The 20,981-nt window shown below is 38.6% G+C and carries 18 protein-coding genes; 7 read left to right on the top strand and 11 right to left on the bottom strand.

What is annotated here, in order from left to right; genetic code table 11:
• Positions 1-582: 582 nt before the first annotated feature.
• From ruvB to aspS, 6 genes are all read right to left on the bottom strand, one after another.
• Positions 583-1,593, bottom strand: coding sequence for a Holliday junction branch migration DNA helicase RuvB (ruvB, locus tag ACYUCW_RS13975; RefSeq protein ID WP_004242732.1), 1,011 nt, complete (start codon positions 1,591-1,593; stop codon positions 583-585).
• A 12-nt stretch (positions 1,594-1,605) separates the two neighbouring features.
• Positions 1,606-2,229, bottom strand: a complete 624-nt coding sequence (ruvA, locus tag ACYUCW_RS13970; RefSeq protein WP_163748534.1) for a Holliday junction branch migration protein RuvA — start codon at positions 2,227-2,229, stop codon at positions 1,606-1,608.
• 102 nt (positions 2,230-2,331) lie between these two features.
• Positions 2,332-2,853 carry a crossover junction endodeoxyribonuclease RuvC gene (gene ruvC, locus ACYUCW_RS13965; RefSeq protein ID WP_004242730.1) on the bottom strand — a complete coding sequence of 174 codons (522 nt, stop codon included), beginning with the start codon at positions 2,851-2,853 and terminating at the stop codon, positions 2,332-2,334.
• Between the two features lie 124 nt (positions 2,854-2,977).
• Positions 2,978-3,733, bottom strand: coding sequence for a YebC/PmpR family DNA-binding transcriptional regulator (locus tag ACYUCW_RS13960; RefSeq protein WP_004242729.1), 756 nt, complete (start codon positions 3,731-3,733; stop codon positions 2,978-2,980).
• A 28-nt stretch (positions 3,734-3,761) separates the two neighbouring features.
• Positions 3,762-4,196 (bottom strand): dihydroneopterin triphosphate diphosphatase, encoded by a 435-nt coding sequence (gene nudB / locus ACYUCW_RS13955; RefSeq protein ID WP_004247981.1) that lies wholly within the window; start codon positions 4,194-4,196, stop codon positions 3,762-3,764.
• A 3-nt stretch (positions 4,197-4,199) separates the two neighbouring features.
• Complete coding sequence (gene aspS, locus ACYUCW_RS13950; RefSeq protein WP_004251370.1) at positions 4,200-5,984, bottom strand: aspartate--tRNA ligase; 1,785 nt, start codon at positions 5,982-5,984, stop codon at positions 4,200-4,202.
• Positions 5,985-6,251: 267 nt separating this feature from the next.
• Between aspS and ACYUCW_RS13945 the strand changes: the two genes are divergently transcribed.
• The 5 genes from ACYUCW_RS13945 (at position 6,252) to ACYUCW_RS13925 (ending at position 12,403) form a co-directional block, all read left to right on the top strand.
• Complete coding sequence (locus tag ACYUCW_RS13945; RefSeq protein ID WP_004242719.1) at positions 6,252-6,650, top strand: MAPEG family protein; 399 nt, start codon at positions 6,252-6,254, stop codon at positions 6,648-6,650.
• Positions 6,651-6,834: 184 nt separating this feature from the next.
• Positions 6,835-7,584, top strand: coding sequence for a carboxy-S-adenosyl-L-methionine synthase CmoA (cmoA, locus tag ACYUCW_RS13940; protein WP_004242718.1), 750 nt, complete (start codon positions 6,835-6,837; stop codon positions 7,582-7,584).
• A gap of 2 nt (positions 7,585-7,586) precedes the next feature.
• Positions 7,587-8,561, top strand: coding sequence for a tRNA 5-methoxyuridine(34)/uridine 5-oxyacetic acid(34) synthase CmoB (gene cmoB, locus ACYUCW_RS13935; RefSeq protein ID WP_004242717.1), 975 nt, complete (start codon positions 7,587-7,589; stop codon positions 8,559-8,561).
• Positions 8,562-8,897: 336 nt separating this feature from the next.
• A complete protein-coding gene (locus ACYUCW_RS13930) occupies positions 8,898-10,460 on the top strand; it encodes an ATP-binding cassette domain-containing protein (RefSeq protein ID WP_161742512.1) in 1,563 nt (520 codons plus the stop codon).
• Positions 10,461-10,813: 353 nt separating this feature from the next.
• Positions 10,814-12,403: a phosphodiester glycosidase family protein gene (locus tag ACYUCW_RS13925; protein ID WP_004242712.1), complete on the top strand. Its 1,590-nt coding sequence runs from the start codon at positions 10,814-10,816 to the stop codon at positions 12,401-12,403.
• A 55-nt stretch (positions 12,404-12,458) separates the two neighbouring features.
• Here ACYUCW_RS13925 and cutC read toward each other — a convergent pair whose 3' ends face one another.
• Both cutC and ACYUCW_RS13915 read right to left on the bottom strand, forming a co-directional pair.
• Positions 12,459-13,211: a copper homeostasis protein CutC gene (gene cutC, locus ACYUCW_RS13920; RefSeq protein ID WP_004242710.1), complete on the bottom strand. Its 753-nt coding sequence runs from the start codon at positions 13,209-13,211 to the stop codon at positions 12,459-12,461.
• A 166-nt stretch (positions 13,212-13,377) separates the two neighbouring features.
• Positions 13,378-13,932 carry a VOC family protein gene (locus tag ACYUCW_RS13915; protein WP_063215633.1) on the bottom strand — a complete coding sequence of 185 codons (555 nt, stop codon included), beginning with the start codon at positions 13,930-13,932 and terminating at the stop codon, positions 13,378-13,380.
• A gap of 172 nt (positions 13,933-14,104) precedes the next feature.
• On the opposite strand from ACYUCW_RS13915, the gene argS reads away from it, so the two are divergent.
• Positions 14,105-15,835, top strand: a complete 1,731-nt coding sequence (gene argS / locus ACYUCW_RS13910; protein ID WP_460408820.1) for an arginine--tRNA ligase — start codon at positions 14,105-14,107, stop codon at positions 15,833-15,835.
• Between the two features lie 148 nt (positions 15,836-15,983).
• Here argS and ACYUCW_RS13905 read toward each other — a convergent pair whose 3' ends face one another.
• The 3 genes from ACYUCW_RS13905 to rimJ form a co-directional block, all read right to left on the bottom strand.
• Entirely contained in the window at positions 15,984-16,256 is a 273-nt protein-coding gene (locus tag ACYUCW_RS13905; RefSeq protein WP_004247976.1) for a hypothetical protein, read from the bottom strand.
• Positions 16,257-17,295: 1,039 nt separating this feature from the next.
• Complete coding sequence (murJ, locus tag ACYUCW_RS13900) at positions 17,296-18,831, bottom strand: murein biosynthesis integral membrane protein MurJ (protein ID WP_049203849.1); 1,536 nt, start codon at positions 18,829-18,831, stop codon at positions 17,296-17,298.
• 170 nt (positions 18,832-19,001) lie between these two features.
• Positions 19,002-19,583, bottom strand: a complete 582-nt coding sequence (gene rimJ / locus ACYUCW_RS13895; protein ID WP_460408818.1) for a ribosomal protein S5-alanine N-acetyltransferase — start codon at positions 19,581-19,583, stop codon at positions 19,002-19,004.
• Positions 19,584-19,777: 194 nt separating this feature from the next.
• Here rimJ and mdtH point away from each other — a divergent pair, with 194 nt between their 5' ends.
• Positions 19,778-20,980: a multidrug efflux MFS transporter MdtH gene (gene mdtH, locus ACYUCW_RS13890; protein WP_163748535.1), complete on the top strand. Its 1,203-nt coding sequence runs from the start codon at positions 19,778-19,780 to the stop codon at positions 20,978-20,980.
• Position 20,981 lies beyond the last annotated feature (1 nt).

Below are 20,981 nucleotides of genomic sequence, written 5' to 3'. Positions count from 1 at the left end.
AAAGTGTTTATCAGCATAAAATATGATGAATAAATAGACAAATTGCTCGCAACCCAAGAAACACTATGTACATAAAAATATATTTTGTAACGGAAATGTTAAATCAAAAATAGCGCATATAATCCATTGATTTTAAAGTATTAAAAATCAATCACATTGAATTATACTGTCCTTTTTCCATGAGTAGTCCAAATTGGTCAATATATTTAGCTGCTAAGCTTAATTTAATTAAAATATCATGCTAATTAAGCCACTATTTTTATTTAACACACTCAATATGCGTATATTTCGGTCTTATTTTTACGTACCAATACTCATTTTATGGGCGTTAATAATAAATAAATTCAATGAACGAGTAGGAAAAATAACGATTGATAGATAGCGAAGTTTTAATTTAATCGTCTGAGTTTCTATTGTTATTATGTTAACGATAGTTATAAATTAAAAAATTATTTTTATATAATAAGGTGTAAATATAGAGATGAGATATATTGAGAATGAGAATAGAGGAAGGCAAAATAATTGAATGATTGGGCGAAATTAAACACCATCGCCCAATGATATCCAAAGCACTTTATCAGATCACGGTGCTTCCATAATGCGATTAAAGTGACGATAAGCATGATTTGTGGCTACCCGACCACGGGGGGTGCGTTGAATAAAACCTTGCTGAATTAAATAAGGCTCTAATACATCTTCGATAGTTTCACGCTCTTCACCAATAGCTGCCGCAAGATTATCAAGCCCTACGGGGCCACCCATAAATTTATCAATAATGGCAAAGAGTAGTTTTCGGTCAAGATAGTCAAAACCGGCAGCATCAACATTAAGCATATCGAGTGCTTTAGACGCGATATCTTCATCAATTTCACCATTACCTTTGACTTGAGCAAAGTCTCTTACTCGGCGTAATAAGCGGTTAGTAATACGCGGTGTACCTCGTGAACGCATAGCAATTTGTCGCGCTCCTTCTGCGGTTATTTCTAACCCCATAAAGCTGGCACTACGTGCAACAATATGCTGTAAGTCATCGACATTATAGAATTCAAGGCGTTGTACAATACCAAAACGATCACGTAATGGAGAGGTTAACGATCCCGCTCGGGTCGTCGCCCCAACTAAAGTAAATGGCGGTAAGTCGATTTTAATGGAGCGTGCTGCCGGCCCTTCACCAATCATAATATCAAGTTGATAATCTTCCATTGCCGGATAGAGTATTTCTTCAACAACGGGCGAGAGTCGATGAATTTCATCAATAAACAGTACATCATGAGGCTCAAGATTGGTTAGCATAGCGGCAAGATCGCCGGCTTTCTCTAATACAGGCCCTGAGGTTGTACGTAAATTAACACCCATCTCATTGGCAATAATATTAGCCAGCGTGGTTTTACCAAGCCCCGGCGGACCAAAGATAAGTAAGTGATCTAAGGCATCATGACGTAGTTTAGCCGCCTGAATAAAGATTTCCATCTGTTCACGAACTTGTGGTTGTCCCACATATTCAGCAAGCAGCTTAGGACGAATAGCCCTATCGATAATTTCTTCTTCAGGTTGTTGTATATCTGCTGAAATCAGGCGATCTGCTTCAATCACAATCAATTACTCCTAAATCGCTGCGCGTAATGCTTCTTTGATAAGTGTTTCACTATCAGCACCCGCCGTTGCTACCCGACTAATCATCTTGGCAGCTTCTTGTGGTTTATAACCTAAGGCAATTAAGGCAGCGGAAGCTTCTGCTTCAATATCTGCAGCAGATGGCGCTTTCGATGATGCACTGGCTGGTAGCTCAATATCGCCGTTTTGTTCAAATAGATCGCCATTAAGCCCTTTGAAGCGATCTTTCATTTCAACCACTAATCGTTCTGCGGTTTTTTTACCGACTCCCGGTAATTTAACTAATGAGGAGATGGATTCATTTTCAATTACGGTGACAAATTGGCGTGCAGACATTCCTGATAAAATAGCCAGTGCTAGCTTAGGCCCTACACCATTGACTTTTATCAATTCACGAAACAGTGCCCGTTCTTGTTTTTGATTAAAACCATACAGTAATTGAGCATCTTCACGAACAATAAATTGTGTGTAGATAATCGCCTCTTGACCAATATCAGGTAACTCATAAAAACAGGTCATAGGCATATTTATTTCATAACCCACCCCATTACCCGCTTCGATCAGCACCACTGGTGGCTGTTTTTCAAGAATAACGCCTCTAATACGTCCTATCACCCTAACGCCTCCGCAAAAATATTGACGCCAAATTTATAACATAAAAAAAGCTGGACGTATATCCAGCCTGCGAAAAACTCATCTGTTTTACCAACAGATAGCCTATCTTAACCTTCCTCGCGTTAAAACAAGACGCGGATCACCTACACGCAATAAGTTTTGATTAAAGTGGCAGTGTGTAATCGCAATCGCTAGCGCATCGGCAGCATCTGCCTGTGGCGCTGCAGATAGTTTTAAGATTGAGCGTACCATATGTTGTACTTGGCTTTTATCGGCTCCCCCTGTCCCTACCACACTCTGTTTTACTTGACGTGCCGCATATTCAAATACGGGAAGATCATTATTGACTGCCGCTAAAATCGCCACACCTCTTGCTTGGCCTAATTTTAATGCCGAGTCTGCATTTTTTGCCATAAAGACTTGTTCAACAGAAAATACATCGGGTGAAAATTGAGTGATGATTTCACTGACTCCCGCATAAATGCGTTTCAGTCGGCTTGGTAGATCAGGAACCTGTGTACGAATACATCCGCTTCCTAAATAGATAAGTTGTCGCCCTTGTTGGCGAATTACGCCATATCCCGTGACACGAGAGCCAGGGTCAATACCTAAAATAATAGCCATAACAATTCCTATGGCGGATAAGGTCGATGGCGAGAGAAAAGAGCAAATACGCTTGCTCTGCTCTTCTCTTCGCACTATTCAACGCAGTGTAAAACACCACTATTGGCCGTTATCGTGATACCAATTACAGAATATCTTCCAGTTGTTTTGCAACTTCATCAGAGATATCACCGTTGTGATACACTTCTTGCACATCGTCGCTATCTTCTAGCATATCGATAAGGCGCATTAATTTTGGTGCGGTATCAATATCAAGCTCTGCTTTTGTTGATGGGATCATGGAAACTTCCGCTGATTCAGCGACAAAACCCGCAGCATCCATGGCATCTTTTACTTCACCGAAAGCTTCAGGGGTTGTGTAAACGTCAATAGCACCATCATCATAAGTTTCAACGTCTTCTGCACCCGCTTCTAGTGCGGCTTCCATGACGGCATCTTCATCAACACCCGGTGCATAAGAGATAACACCTTTTTTGGTAAAGAGATAAGATACCGAACCGTCCGTTCCTAAGTTACCACCTGTTTTGGTGAAGGCATGGCGAACATCGGAAACAGTACGGTTACGATTATCACTTAAACATTCAACCATAACAGCAGTACCACCAGGGCCGTAGCCTTCATAAATGATGGTTTCCATATTATCGTTTTCATCATTTCCCGCACCGCGAGCAATTGCGCGGTTTAGTGTGTCACGAGTCATGTTGTTAGATAATGCTTTATCAACTGCCGCACGTAGACGTGGGTTAGTTGCAGGATCACCACCACCTAAACGTGCTGCTGTAACTAATTCACGAATAATTTTAGTGAAAATCTTACCGCGTTTCGCATCTTGCGCTGCTTTACGGTGTTTAGTATTGGCCCATTTACTATGACCTGCCATGAAAATATCTCCAAACGTGGTCTAATAATTAAATAACAAATTCTTCAATCGCTTGCTGATTGCTGGCTGACTTAGTTAATTTTGCCGCCAGTGGCGCATCTAACCATTGGTATTGCGTATGCTCAGTCAGTTCAATTTCCCGTTCAGAGGGAAGTGCTAACATAAACCAATGTTCCTGACAATGTGTCACATTAGGCGCATAACGATGGCGAAAGTGTGCGAATATCTCAAAAATAATTGAACGGTGGCAATCCACCAGCTCAAGATTTTCTTTTATGATATCAATTCCTACTTCTTCCTGCACTTCTCGTAATGCGGCCTGATAAGGTGTTTCGCCCTCTTCAAGGCTCCCTGTCACAGATTGCCAGAAATCAGGATCATCTCGACGCTTCAGCATAAGCACCCGCTTAGTCTGTTTGGCATAGATAACAACTAAAACACATACTGGGTGCTTATATTTCATCATTTACTCGTTATCTGTGCTAACTTCTTTTTCTGTCACTTGAATAGCCAGCTCTTTTAACGCGTCTTCATTTGCAAAACTTGGTGCATTGGTCATTAAGCAAGCCGCTGCCGTGGTTTTCGGGAACGCGATAACATCACGGATATTATCTGTTCCTGTTAATAACATCACTAAGCGGTCTAAACCAAATGCTAACCCGGCATGCGGTGGTGTACCAAATTTTAGCGCATCTAATAAGAAACCGAATTTCTCACGTTGCTCATCCGGAGTAATACCTAAAATGCTAAATACCGCTTGTTGCATTTCATTACGATGGATACGCACTGAGCCACCACCAACTTCATAACCGTTAATGACCATATCATAGGCATTAGCTACAGCGCCTACAGGATGTGCGGTTAGCTCTGCCGGTGTGAGATCTTTTGGTGAAGTAAATGGATGGTGCATTGCACTTAGGCTGCCGGTATCTTCATCTTCTTCAAACATTGGGAAATCAATAACCCACAGTGGTTTCCATGCGTTAAGATCAGTTAGTTCCAGATCACGACCGACTTTCAGGCGCAACGCTCCCATAGCATCACTCATGGTACCTTGACGACCCGCACCAAAGAAAATTAAGTCGCCATCTGTTGCATTTGTTGTCGCTAAGATGCTGTTAACCACATCATTAGTCAGGAATTTAGCAATGGGGCTTTGTACCCCTTCGATACCTTTTGCCTTTTCGTTGACTTTCATCCACGCTAGGCCTTTGGCACCATAAATACTGACAAATTGAGTATATTCGTCGATATTTTTACGAGTTAACGATGCACCACCCGGTACACGTAACGCGATAACACGACATTTTTCATCATTAGCAGCTTGTGCAAAGACGCTAAACTCAACATTTTTCACTAAATCAGCAATATCGATGAGTTCCATTGGGTTACGTAGGTCTGGTTTATCAGAGCCGTAACGACGCATAGCCTCAGCAAAGGTCATGACAGGGAATGCCCCTAAATCAACATTCAGGATATCTAACCACAATGCGTGGATCATGCGCTCCATCACTTCACGCACTTGTTCTGCGGTCATGAAAGAGGTTTCAACATCGATTTGGGTAAATTCAGGTTGGCGATCAGCACGTAAATCTTCATCACGGAAACATTTTACGATTTGATAATAGCGATCAAAACCAGACATCATTAACAGCTGTTTGAAAAGCTGTGGTGATTGAGGTAATGCGTAGAATTTACCTTTATGAACACGACTTGGTACTAAATAGTCACGCGCACCTTCTGGCGTTGCTTTAGTTAGCATTGGCGTTTCTACATCAAGGAACCCTTCACCATCCATAAAGCGACGAACAAAACTTGTGATTTTCGCACGAGTTTTTAGGCGTTGTGACATTTCAGGGCGACGTAAATCTAAATAACGATAAGTTAAACGACGCTCTTCTGTATTCGTTTGGTTGCTATCTAAAGGTAGCGCTTCAGAACGGTTAAAAATAGACAGCGATTCTGCCGCTAGTTCAATTTCACCTGTTGCCATATTTTTATTAACTTGGCTATCAGGGCGAGCACGTACTGTTCCTGTGACTTGAATACAAAATTCATTACGCAGTTCTGAAGCCTGTGAAAATGCCTCTTTCTGCTCTGGGTCAAAAAAGACCTGAACGATACCTTCACGATCTCGCATATCAATAAAGATAAGTCCACCTAAGTCACGGCGGCGGTTAACCCAACCACAAAGAGTCACTTTTTGGCCCACATGGGCGCTATTCAACTGCCCACAATAATTAGTACGCATACAATATCCTTTTACTCAGCTTGTTGTGCTTTCTGCTGCGGAAATTTTGGCAATAGTCTTTTTCGAGTAGTGTCAAAAAAAAGGCAGACATTATAACGAAAATTCTTCCCGACGATAAGAGTATAGACCTAGATTATATGATACATCTTTTCAAGGATTTGCTAATCCCCAAATAATTAATTAATAATAATTATTTATAGCGACATAAATCGCTTTGAGGTTTATCATTAAATTCGCCGTTTTTTTAGTTTTGGCAATGGAGAAAAGATGGTTAGCTCGCTTTATATCGTATTGGGCGCACTATTATTGATTAAATTGTCCCTAAATGTTGTAAAACTTAGAACACAATATCGAGTTGCATACGGTGATGGTGGTTTTTATGAGTTACAAACCGCTATTCGCGTCCATGGTAATGCAGTGGAATACATCCCTATTTCTATGATCTTATTACTTATCATGGAAATGAATGGCGCCTTTGTTTGGATGGTACATATTTGTGGCTCCATTTTAATAGCCGGTCGTCTTCTTCACTCTTACGGGTTGAAACACCGCGAGATACGCTGGCGTCGCTCTGGTATGGCCGCAACCTATTTATCAATGGTCTTAATGATCCTTGCTAATATTTACTTCCTTCCTTGGATACAAATTTTTTCCTTCTACTATTAATACCACAAGGAAAATATGATCATCCATGATCACAATAGACATCCTTGCTGTTGAGTCTAATAACGGCAAGGTATCGAAAAGGTTTACCTGTTTTTCTAATTTATTTCTAAATAATGCAACTTTGTGAGCAACGTCGCTTCTGGTAGAATACCCGCTTCTTTTATTCTTTAAGTCTATTTTAGTTATGTCTAATTCAAAATCAGCACCACAAGACAACTTATTTGCGACACCTATTGCTAATCTTGGTGACTGGCGCTTTGATGAAAAAGTCGCTGAAGTGTTTCCTGATATGATCAAACGCTCAGTGCCCGGTTACTCCAATATTATTTCCATGATAGGCATGTTAGCGGGTCGTTTTGTCACCCCTCACAGCCAAGTTTATGACTTAGGATGTTCGTTAGGTGCTGCTACCCTTTCCATGCGTCGTAATATCGATGTAGCGGGATGTAAAATTATTGGTGTTGATAATTCACCTGCGATGGTTGAGCGTTGTCAACGTCATATTGATGCTTATAAAGCAGCAACACCCGTTGAAATTATTGAAGGCGATATCCTTGATATTGACATTAATAATGCCTCAATGGTTGTCCTTAATTTCACCTTACAATTTTTAGCCCCTGATAATCGCCAAAGATTATTAAATCGAATTTACCAAGGGTTAAATCCTGGTGGGGTTTTAGTGTTATCAGAAAAATTCAGTTTTCAAGATAAACAAATTGGTGAATTACTGTTTAATATGCACCACGACTTTAAACGTGCTAATGGCTACAGTGAATTAGAGATTAGTCAAAAACGTAGTATGTTAGAAAATGTGATGCTCACTGATCCTGTTGAAACACATAAATCACGCTTACATCAAGCAGGCTTTCCTCATGCTGAAGTTTGGTTCCAATGTTTTAATTTTGGCTCTCTGTTAGCCATTAAAGGCGAATAATCATGATAAATTTTAGCTCATTTTATCAACATATTGCGCAAGATGAACGGTTATTTCATTGGCTTGATACGCTGCCGGCACAATTATCAGAATGGCGCGCCCATGCTTTACATGGCCATTTTGCTTCATGGGAAAGAATGCTGGAAAACTTACCTGAGATTACTCCCACTGAACTTAATTTAAAGCAAGGTGTTATCGCCAATAAAACCCCAGCATTAAGTACCGGTGAACAACTTGGTTTAACGAATATTCTAAAAGCGTTAATGCCATGGCGCAAAGGCCCTTTTTCTCTTTATGGTGTCAATATTGATACTGAATGGCGTTCAGATTGGAAATGGGATCGCGTATTGCCCCATCTTTCGCCTCTTAAAGGCCGATTAGTTTTAGATGTTGGTTGTGGCAGTGGTTATCATATGTGGCGGATGCTTGGTGAAGGGGCTGATTTTGTTGTCGGTATCGATCCCACTCAGCTCTTTTTATGCCAATTTGAAGCAGTCAGAAAATTATTAGGTAACGATCAACGTGCCCATTTAATCCCTGTCGGCATTGAACAAATGCCAGAACTAAATGCTTTTGATACGGTATTTTCAATGGGGGTTCTTTACCACCGTCGTTCACCACTTGATCATCTTTGGCAATTGAAAAATCAGCTCGTTTCTGGTGGTGAATTAGTATTAGAGAGTCTTGTGATTGATGGTGATGAGTTCCAATGTTTAATTCCTGGTGAGCGTTATGCACAGATGCGTAATGTGTACTTTATACCGTCAGCCAAAATGCTTAAAGTATGGTTAGAAAAATGCGGTTTTAAAGATGTACGCATTGTTGATGAAAATGTCACATCACTCGAAGAACAACGTAAAACGGATTGGATGGTGACTGATTCATTAGAAGCATTCTTAGATCCTCTCGATCACACCAAAACCGTTGAAGGCTATCCAGCGCCTAAACGGGCAATTTTAATTGCGACTAAACCTTAATTAACCACGAGTCATTTCTATAAAAAGGGTATTTATCAATAATACCCTTTTTATAACCTGTTGGTTTTATTTTCTGTTTATATAAAATCCCCGTGTCTATAAACAATAAATTTTATATGAGTATTGATTAAGGTTTTTTTGTCATTATAATTCTTCATGATTTTATCTTTTTTCTCTCCAAGAGGTACTTCCCTACAATGAACTAAATTCTGCCAGAAAATTCTCTCAATACCGTTTTGGTATCCATTTTCTGTTACTGGCAGACACTCGTTTATTGCTCTATAAACTCAATTAAGATCATTGCTGTCTGCCACCTATTTTTTAGGAGGCTTAATTATGACGATCGCCTGTCAATTTTCTCAGCTTAATATTGAATTCAATCAAGAAGCGCTTTTCCCACCGCTGACTCATTCACTGGCTTGCCAAAGAAATGCTTTAATTGGTCAGAACGGTAAAGGAAAATCGGTGCTGTTAAAATTGTTAGCACAAAAACTATTGCCTTCATCAGGCCATATCATGTGGCGTATGCCTTTTATTCATGTCGATCAGCTTACTCGCCTAACAGGTAACACCATTGCTGATGCTTTAGGTATAGATACTTTTTTTCAAGCATTTAAGCGGGTTGATAACGGCAGTGCTTCATTAGAAGATTTTGAGTTACTTGAAGATAAGTGGCATTTGCCCATGACTTGGCAAAATTTACTTCATTCAGCACAACTGCCGGTTTCACTTGATACACCTATTCCCCACTTAAGTGGTGGTGAGCAAACGCGTTTAGCATTATGTCAGGCTTTTTTACATGACGATCATTTTCTATTATTAGATGAACCAGATAACCATCTCGATCATCAAGGTCAGCAATGGCTCGTTGAACAATTAATGCATCATAAATCAGGTGTATTATTTATTAGCCATAATCGACATTTATTATCTTATGCTGAAAATATATTTGAACTGAGTGAAAAAGGCTTACAAGAATATGGCGGTAATTATTCGCTTTATGAAACACAAAAAAATGCGCAAATAGCCTCAATCGAAGCTGCAAATGAGCGTATCAATAGTCAAATAAAACAGGAAAAACGCCAACAACATGTAACATTACAAAAAGCATTACAGCGACGTAAACAAGGTGAAAAGATAAGAAACAGCGGCTCTCAATCACTGTTACTTCTTGATATGCAAACCAATCGAGCTGAGAAAAAACAGTCATCAATAGCTAAACGACATCAGCGCGTTATGGATGATATGCAGTCACAAAAACAACAGTTAGAACAGGAGTTAACTCATATTCATCAGCAAAAATTAATATTAAACTATCAAGGCGATGGCCATCGGTTAAATGTATTTGCCACAGAGATTGTTTTACCTTTTGGCAAGCAAACTCCCTACTCCTTTTCCGCTTATGGTGGTGAACATTGGCATATACAAGGTAAAAATGGCAGCGGTAAGTCAACCTTATTAAAATGTTTAATGGGCAAGCTATCCCCGTTATCCGGCGAATATCGTCTCAACCCAAATTATTGCTATCTTGATCAACATTTAACTTTATTAGATAAATCATTACCCGTTGCTGAAGCGTTATATCAATACCAGCCATTAATGACCATTGAGCAGTGGCGCACAAAACTGGGCATGTTACGTATTCGAGGTAACAAGTCTTTATTTCCTTTAGAAACACTCAGTGGCGGTGAGCAATTAAAAGCAACACTATTAGCATTAATTTATAGTCCTCAACCCCCTGCCGTTTTATTATTAGATGAACCAGATAATTATTTAGATTTAGACTCTAAACAGTTATTGGAAAATTTATTATTTCAATATCAAGGAACATTATTATTAATCTCTCACGATGAAGATTTTGTTAAACAATGTGGTATAACAAATACATTATTACTCTAATAGCAACATACCAAACTAATTAGCTCCCACGTTAAAACAGTATAGACGCTAGAAACAATAAAAAACTTTAGCGTCTTTATTGCTAATAATCTTTTTGTTTTAATCTTAACGATAAACATTATTAGCAGTTTCTATTGTTTTATTTGATTTTTTGGATATTTATTTTTAACAGTCTGTTAATTATAAAACTTAACTTAATAAACACTATTTCAATAAAATTCTCCACTGTGAGGAATTTTATAATATAAAAAGCAGTAAAACATTTGCTAACTTTAATCTTTAACTTATTCATTATTAATGAAGATCTATTTTAATTTTTATCAAATTATTGTTAGCCAAATGGAGAAAACTTTATGTTAAAACATTATTTATTAGCCATTATTATAGGGTGCAGTATATTTCCTGCCTTCTCTGCCACTGTGCCATCAAAGCAAGATAATAGTCCCGCGCCAGCAGCAAAATGGAATTGCTGGGGAAGAAAAGAAGTGAATATGTCTAATCGAAATATCAATAATAAATCGGTCAGTTTAAAGTTAAGTACTGATATTTGTGATAGAAAAGATCTAAGACCATTATTTATCGATGTTTATCTACACAAGATATCCTTTAAAGGGGCGAAATACGATGGGATAACTATTGATATTATCGCCAATGCCACTCATAAATTAACAGGGAAAACACAAGAAATAAGATCAACAGAAAATATTAATAACATAGATGAACATGTGCAGAGATTGCAGTTTAGCGCAGTGCGTTCGGGAGATTATAACGTAGATATAAAACAGATATGGCTTATTTTTAGGGAGCATGGTAAAGCAGTAGGTTCATTTCAGATAACAGGGGATAATGCTCGTAATGGCGAGGCTTATATCGAATCTCATATCACCTATAATGCAATGCTTTCTCTCATTGAGAACGCAAAATCAGAAACATTAACAACAGGAAAACCAAGTCATATCGTTTTTGGTGGTCATTATGAAATACCAATGAATGCAGGCTCAGGAACCTATACATTAGCCAATAACGGCAATCTACTGATTATTCCTAGGATCCATGAAAAAGAAAAATACCTTATTCCTCATCTATTAGGTGATACTCATCAAGGCGAGGCAGCCCGCTGCGAAGGTAATACAAATGCTAAAACACAGGATGGCACTTCACAGACAGCGGAGCTTTATACCCCAGAACAGGCATGGAACAAACTAGATAAACCGTTAGTGGCTTTAAATGCAAACTATTTTGATGTTCGTCCTCAACTCAATAACACCACTTGGCAGAGTAATCTTTGCTCAGTGCCATTAGGGATATATTACGATAATATCGCGCAAGGGCCCACTCATGGTACTCATAACGAGCCCAATCAGTTTTTTGCAGGGCCTAATTACTTTATCAATAACAATAATGAACAAATCGCATTAGATGCACTGTTTTGGGTGTTAGATCAAACATCTAGGATAGATATCTACTATAGCAAAAAAGTATCTGATCCTGCGATTGAACTGTATGCTAATGAACTCTCTTTATCAGGATATCACTTTATTGCTATATCAGGATCCGGTTTACCTGTTCGCGGATTAACACCGCTTCCTACCCCTGATTCTGGCGATTCAGAGACAACCCGACTCGCAATGGGTGCCGATGATAACAATAGCCTTATTTATATTTTCCAAGGTGGCAGTTATAGAGAGGGAATAAGCCGCAATGATCTGCATCATTTATATTATGGCCTTAGCATTGCGCAATCTATGGAGTTAGATGGCGGTGGCTCAGCTGCGCTGGCTTTAAAGGCAGATGAATTCACAGTAAGAGGTGATACAAGGCCTGATTCATCTTGTAACGAAGCAGGTTTGTGGTGCTCTTTGATAACACAACCTGACGGAAAACATCGCCCCGTTCCATCTTGGATTGGTCTGGCTATTAATAATCTAGCTATTGGTCAATAAATTTAATAAAGGGAGTGAAACACTATCACTCCCTTTCGATTTATAAAAGATTATATTAATTAACAGATGTTGTATAAATACTCATAATATCCTTCATTGCCCCCACCACATCTTCATCCACACAATAATGGGTAAATTCATCCACTTCGCTGTCTGAACTCATGGTGACCCCCGCTTTACGATAATTCATTGTCGAGGGTGCTTGTTTGCCCGCTGAGCTATGGATCTCTTGTAATCCCGAGTCTAAAAATTTCTGAATATTACTTAAACGAACTCCCGCCCCCGCCATGATAATCGGCCCTTGGGTTTTTTCATTCAGTGTTCTTAATAGAGGTAAGCCTAATTCAGCATTAGCTTGCTGACCTGAAGTTAAAATACGAGCAACACCTAATTGAGTCAGCTGATCTAACGCTAGCAATGGATTAATACACATATCAAAAGCGCGATGAAACGTAATGGCTAAAGGCCCTGCTAATTCCATCAAAATCGCCATTTTAGGTAAATCAATGTGACCTTCTTCATTTAATATACCAACCACAGCACCGGAAAAACCCATATCACGGATCATACTGATATCGTTTTTCATCGCAGCAAAATCGGCTTGGCTATAACAAAAATCACCACCACGCGGACGAATAATAGGATGAACGGGGATACGAACGAGATCTATGACTTGTTTTAATATTCCATAACTCGGTGTTACACCCCCTTCTGACGGGCTTGTACACAGCTCAATTCTATCAGCCCCCGAACGTTCTGCGATCAGTGCGCATTCTGCACCAAAGCAGCAAATCTCCAGTTTTGCCATACCACCCCTCTCTATCCTTAATACAGAAAGCAATTAGAAAATAACGATATTTCTCAGCAACTACTATCAGTAATTGTTAATAATAGTTGTCGAATATCGTTACTCATTCAATTCCAATATCAGAATTTTGTGCTGATACAAGCAATTTATTTTCTAAAAATGTTGTTCAACACTCACTTTCTACAATTTTCAGTAAGGAATATGGGTGATACTTTATGGTAACGATACCATCGGTTATGGCAACGGTTGGATTAGGTAAACGTTCTTTTTCAGCTTTAGGTTCACTTATTTTAATTTTAATCCCTTCAGGTAAAGGATGGGGTAATAATGTCATCACCTTTTCAACTAATTTTTCAGGAGCAACATTTATTACCTGTTCAATATGTTCCCAACCTTGATATTGGTATTTTTTATCTGTTGGATAAGGTAACTCAACAATAGATATTTGCTGGCCTAACAGTGTTAAAGGTGAGGCTAGCTTAAAGAGATAAATAGGTCGCCCATTAATCATATTATCTGAAATACACTCGCCACATTGACTTAAGCCATTACGCCACTGTTCTGCTAACGCCAAATCGTGACAACGTAACGATATATGATCGGTTTGATAAGCATCAAGGTCGAGGGATAGTTTATTCGCCAGTAGAGCTAAATTTTTTGCAAATAGAGGAAGCTCTTGCGTTAAGTTATTTAAGAAAGGAATTGCGGAAAAAAGCACCATGATAAGTAACCTAAGAGAAAAAACAGAGAAAAACCCTTAAAGATAAGGCGCAGATAGTAGCATGTTCTAGCTAGAATATGTTATAAATTCAAGGTTAAATTCATATTCTTTATAAAAACCTGTCTGGCTAATGTCGTCAGGTTTTATTTTCTCAATAATTTAAGGTAACCCGGTGAATATTCAGGCTTTTCTTTCAGAAAAAATCAGTATGGCGATGAGCGCTGCTGGCGCCCCTGCTGATAGCGAACCACTTGTCCGTCAGTCAGCTAAAGTGCAATTTGGTGACTATCAGGCGAATGGTGTCATGGGAGCGGCAAAAAAAATGGGTATCCCACCCCGACAACTCGCAGAAAAAATTCTGGAACACCTTGATATCACAGATATTGCAGATAAAGTTGAAATAGCAGGCCCTGGTTTTATCAATATCTTCTTATCACCCATTTGGGTTGCACAACAAGCCGAATTCGCATTAGCGGATGAGCACCTTAATATTACCAAGGTAACCCCTGAAACGATTGTGATTGACTACTCATCACCTAACGTTGCAAAGCAAATGCATGTGGGTCACTTGCGTTCAACCATTATTGGTGATGCCAGCGCACGTACTCTCTCTTTTTTAGGTCATAATGTTATTCGCGCTAATCACCTTGGTGATTGGGGTACGCAATTCGGTATGCTGATTGCTTATTTAGAGAAAAAGCAAAATGAAAATGCCGCAGATATGGCATTAGCGGATCTCGAAGAGTTTTACCGTGAAGCTAAGAAATGTTATGACGAAGATGAAGTATTCGCTGAACGTGCCCGTAATTATGTCGTTAGACTACAAGGTGGTGATGAATACTGCCGTACTATGTGGCGTAAGCTTGTCGATATCACAATGCAACAAAATCAGCTAACTTATCAACGTCTTAATGTCACTTTAACCGAAGATGATATTATGGGTGAAAGTCTTTATAACCCAATGTTGCCGGGTATTGTTGCTGATCTTAAAGCAAAAGGTCTTGCTGTTGAAAGTGAAGGCGCTACTGTTGTTTTCCTTGATGAATATAAAAACAAGGAAGGCGAACCAATGGGAGTCATTATCCAGAAAAAAGATGGTGGTTACCTTTATACAACAACGGATATTGCCTGTGCTAAATATCGCCATGAACAATTACATGCAAACCGCGTATTATATTACATCGACTCACGTCAACATCAGCATTTAATGCAAGCTTGGACTATTGTCCGTAAAGCAGGCTATATTCCTGATAGTATGTCACTCGAACACCATATGTTTGGCATGATGTTAGGTAAAGATGGGCGTCCATTTAAAACGCGCTCGGGTGGCACAGTACGTTTAACTGACTTACTCGATGAGGCTCATGAAAGAGCATTAACATTAATTCGCGAAAAAAATCCTGATATGGATGAAGAGGAATTAAATAATATTGCTCGTGTAGTGGGCATTGGTGCTGTTAAATACGCAGATTTATCAAAAAACAGAACCACCGATTATATTTTCGATTGGGATCTGATGTTAAGTTTTGAAGGTAATACTGCACCTTATATGCAATATGCCTATACTCGTGTTGCCTCTATCTTTAAACGTGCAGAAATAGATGAAAGCGCATTAACCCAGCCTATCTCATTAACACAGCCTCATGAAAAACAACTGGCACTACGTTTAGTACAGTTTGACGAGACTATCACGCAGGTTGCACGTGAAGGTACACCTCATGTGATGTGTGCATACTTATATGATTTAGCGCAGTCCTTCTCAGGTTTTTACGAGAACTGCCCTATTCTATCGGCCGAAGATGACAATGTACGCCAAAGCCGTCTTAAGCTAGCACGTTTAACAGCAAGAACCTTAAAGCAAGGCTTAGAGACTTTAGGTATTGAAACTGTCGATAGAATGTAATTAAGCCATTATATTTATCTAAAAAAACCGATGGTGAAATCACCATCGGTTTTTCATTATAGAAATTTAATAGATAGAAACTTAATAGCGAGTTGATTAACCGTTACTATCTTAACTAACAATAAACCATGCCTTGATGCTAATATCACTAGTCTTCATTAGCCGTGATCACATCCTCACAGAGAAGACCAGAAACATCTTTAACATCAATCCAGCCATCAACACTGTCTATTGGCTTATCTGGGCTGTATAAGCGCTGATCAACATCTTTTGCCGTAAAGCTGACTTGTTCATTAGTTTTATTAAATACGCCGACACAGTTAACGGGTGTCAGTTGAGAGGTTTTGATTTTTCCATCTGCAGTGCAACCAGCAAGAAATAATGTGGCTAATGACACCGAAAGGATAATGGCCTTTTTCATAATCGCTCCTAAAACACACTTTATTTTTTAGTGTGATAAAATACTCGTTAAATGATTATTTAGTAGTTTTTATTCTACATATTCAACGGTTATAACGCTTGATAGCTTAGTTAATTATAATAAATTAGATAGAAAATAATTTGCGTTATAGAGCTATTAATAGAAAAAATAAAGAAAGGTATTCAAGAATAAGAAAAGAGAGGGAAAAACAGAAAACAAAGACGGGAGAAATGAAAAAACCACTATCAGGTTTTAGACCTAAAATGAGTAGTTATAACTACTTACCAATCACAGATCCAAAATAAATTTCATTATTAACACAATCTACTGTTCACTGCTTATCCCTAGCAATCGCATTATCTATCCGAAGCGCAGACAAAATAGATATGATTGCTTTCAGTAGTACTGAACGATAACAAGCAAATAACTTTACAGTCACTGTTAATCTACCTGAATGAAAAAATAATAATATGTCTCAAATCAAAGAATTCAAATGTTTTAAAATATAGCTCAACATTTTGAAATATTCGTAATATCTCATCATTTAGTAAGAAATATTTAACAGATGTGTCAATTTTTAAACCTAAACAACACAAGAGAGTTTATCTAAAAAAAGATAATTTGTCAAAGCGTAAGTTGCTAGAAAATAGCGTCTATTTTTTTACTTTATGTAAAATATTACTTAAAGTACACAATTTGTCTAAACCCATCACCTTTAAAATATGTTAAGTTTTTCTTATTAATTAACGGTTAAATATAGGCTAATATAGGCAAAAAATGGAAAATTTATTTATTTGACAGAAAAAAAATTAATAAAAAAATAAATGTTTATCTCTTGTTTTCCTTCACGACTATTCGCTAGAAAATTTAATCATGTATTTTATTGCGTAAATTACATGGTATAAATGTGATCTAGATAACAATATTTTTTGTCTAAAATAAGAGAAAAACACTAACTATAGGTGATGTTAAATAGTGGTAATAAATAGACAACGCCCCACTTTGTTACACTCAGTGGGGCGCCAGTTTGACAATAAAATTATAATGCTCGTAGAGAAAAATGTTTCGGTCTAAATCCAACAGCATATAAAGTGACAAAATAACTTGCGGCACCTGCCACAACAACAAGTAATAAACGTAAAATACGCATTAGCATATTCCCTTGTTGCCAATCAGGCATCACCCATAGCATGCCGACTAATACAGCACTCATCACAGCTAACGCAATAGCAAGTTTTAATAAAAAGATAGGCCAACCCGCTAATGGTTGATAAATTTCTTGTTTACGGATTTGCCAAAATAGCATTCCTGCATTAAAACAAGCGGCTAATCCAATCGAAAGAGCCAGTCCCACATGCTTTAAACTCCCAACAAAAGCAAGGTTCATTAATTGAGTCAAAATAAGCGTTGCAATGGCAATTTTAACCGGGGTTTTAATATCTTGGCGAGAATAAAAGCCCGGTGCTAATATTTTTATAATAATTAACCCCATTAACCCAATGCAATACGCCACTAATGCTTGTTGAGTCATTAGCGCATCGTGCCCATTAAAATTACCATATTGAAATAACGAAATGGTTAAAGGGCCTGATAATAAAGCTAAACCCAAGGTACAAGGTAAAGCCAATAAAAAACAAAGCCTTAATCCCCAATCCATTAATTTCTGATATTCTTGTGTGTTGCCGCTGGCAAAACTTTTAGATAATGAAGGTAATAGAATTGTTCCTAATGCCACCCCTAACACACCAGTAGGAAGCTCCATTAGGCGATCGGCGTAATACATCCAAGAGACTGAGCCAGACACCAAGAATGAGGCAAAAATAGTATTGATGATCAGCGAAATTTGGCTGACAGAAACCCCTAAAATAGCGGGTCCCATCAATTTAATAACACGCCACACTCCGCTATTTTTAAACGAGATCCGCGGTAATACCAACATCCCTATTTTTTTCAGATGCGGAAGTTGATACCCCAACTGTAAAATTCCTCCTGCTAAAACAGCCCAAGCAAGCGCCATAATAGGTGGATCACAATAAGGAGCAACAACGAGAGCAAAAAAGATCATACTCACGTTTAACAACGTAGGTGCAAAAGCTGGAACAGAAAAGCGATTCCAAGTATTTAAAATAGACCCTGTTAATGATGCTAATGAAATTAATAAAATATAGGGAAAGGTGATTTTCAATAGATCCGTTGTGAGTTGGAATTTATCCGCTGAATCAGCAAAACCGGGTGCCGTAATATAAATAACCCACGGTGCGGCAACTATCCCTATTACTGTGACAATCGCTAAGATCAACGTCAGCATTCCCGATACATAAGCAATAAAAGTACGAGTTGCCTCTTCTCCCTGTTGACTTTTATACTCCGCTAAAATAGGAACAAATGCCTGTGAAAATGCGCCTTCGGCAAAAATGCGTCGCAATAGATTAGGTAGTTTAAATGCAACAAAAAAGGCATCGGTTGCCATACCTGCACCAAAAATACGCGCAATAATCGCATCACGAATAAAGCCCAGTACTCGTGAAAACATCGTCATCGAACTCACTGCAGCCAGTGATTTAAGTAAATTCATAGTTCATTCTAGTGTTTGTTGTGGTAAGGAATAAAAAGAAAGAGACTATACTCCGTCTCTCACACTGAAAAATCAATCATCAACTTGCTAGGAATACACTTAACTGTTTTTTTGATCAAAAAATAGTTCACCTTAGTCAAAAAACTCAATATTTTAATGTATATTCGCCATTATCCTTTGGGAAAAGGACGAGTTGTTAATGCGGTAAGTACATGATCACGCCATTCTTGATTTATCTGCAGATAATTTTTAGCGTAACCTTCTCGTTCAAAGCCATGTTTAGCCAATAAATTACCACTGCGTAAATTATGAGGCATATAATTTGCCATAATACGATGCATTCCTTGTTGACGTTGCATAAAGCGTAATGTTTCATGCAATGCTTCTGACATATAGCCTTGCCCTTGCCACTTCTCACCGACGGAATAACCTAAAAAGCAGGCATTAAAAGCACCACGCATGACATTGCTGTAATTAGCAACCCCTATGACTTCATCTTCTTTTGGCGTCAATAATAGAAAATGAAAAGCACTCTCTTGGCGGTGCAATTCATTTATATAAAGTAAGCGGTGCTCCCACCCTGAAGGTAAATAGTGCGATTTATCTCTTACTGACTCCCAAGGGATCAAGAAATGGCGGTTTAGTGTATAGTAATTAGCTAACTTCTCTGCATCTCTTTCATAAGCTAAGCGAACGATCATTCTTTTCGTTTCAAAACGAACTTTAGGGATCCCACTACGATAACCAAACATATCAGTCCTGTTGTATTTTTGATTAATCTTATTCTGAAGTAATCCTACTATTTCTAGCATTATCATCAATAAAAAAATATCATCTATAATAAGCTATCAATTAATAAAATTAACAGACAGAATAGATAAACAAAGCTCTGTCTTTGCCCTCCCTTTTATTTATTTTAAATCATTTGTTTAACTTATGGTGAATAATGGCACTGGTAACACAAGCTCGCACCTTAGGGAAATACTTTCTCCTCCTTGACAATATGCTGGTTGTTTTAGGATTTTTTGTCGTATTCCCTTTAATATCAATTCGGTTTGTTGAGCAATTAGGCTGGGCGGGTGTGATTGTCGGCTTTGCCCTTGGGTTAAGACAACTTGTACAGCAAGGCTTAGGCATTTTTGGCGGTGCCATCGCCGACCGATTTGGTGCTAAGCCGATGATTATTACCGGTATGCTATTACGTGCTCTTGGCTTTGCATTAATGGCTTTAGCGGATGAACCTTGGATCCTTTGGTTATCTTGTATTTTATCTGCACTCGGTGGCACTTTATTTGATCCGCCAAGAACTGCCCTCGTGATAAAATTAACTCGCCCTTATGAACGGGGTCGGTTTTATTCTTTATTATTAATGCAAGATAGTGCGGGTGCCGTTATTGGGGCTTTAATTGGCAGTTGGTTACTCCTTTATGATTTCCATTTAGTTTGTTGGGTTGGCGCTGGCGTATTCGTTCTTGCGGCTATTTTTAATGCTTGGTTACTACCTGCCTATCGTATATCAACCACGAGAACACCGATAAAAGAAGGGCTAAAACGCGTTATTCTTGATAAACGTTTTGTTCAGTATGTTCTTACTCTTACGGGATACTTTGTACTGTCGGTACAAGTTATGCTGATGTTTCCGATTGTTGTTAATGAAATTGCCGGCACCCCTAGCGCAGTAAAATGGATGTATGCGATTGAAGCTTTATTATCATTAACACTGCTTTACCCTATTGCCCGTTGGAGTGAAAAACATTTTCGCCTAGAACAACGCTTAATGGCAGGATTATTTCTGATGAGTATCAGTATGTTTCCTGTGGGGATCACCCACTCATTACATGCCATATTTCTTATTATCACCCTATTTTACCTAGGCACTATTACCGCAGAGCCTGCTCGAGAAACATTAAGTGCCTCTTTAGCAGATCCTCGTACTCGGGGCAGTTATATGGGTTTTAGTCGATTAGGGTTAGCTTTTGGTGGCGCGATTGGCTATACCGGAGGGGGATGGATGTATGATATTGGCAAACAACTTGAACTGCCTGAACTACCTTGGTTTTTATTAGGCACAATAGGGTTTATCACCCTTTACGCACTACATCGACAATTTAATCGTAAAAAAATTGAAACAGCCATGCTTACCCCATAGA

It is taken from the genome of Proteus sp. MB838 (genome assembly GCF_054767435.1).
Note: the sequence above shows the minus strand (reverse complement) of the source record. Positions and strands in the feature narration are given on the sequence as shown.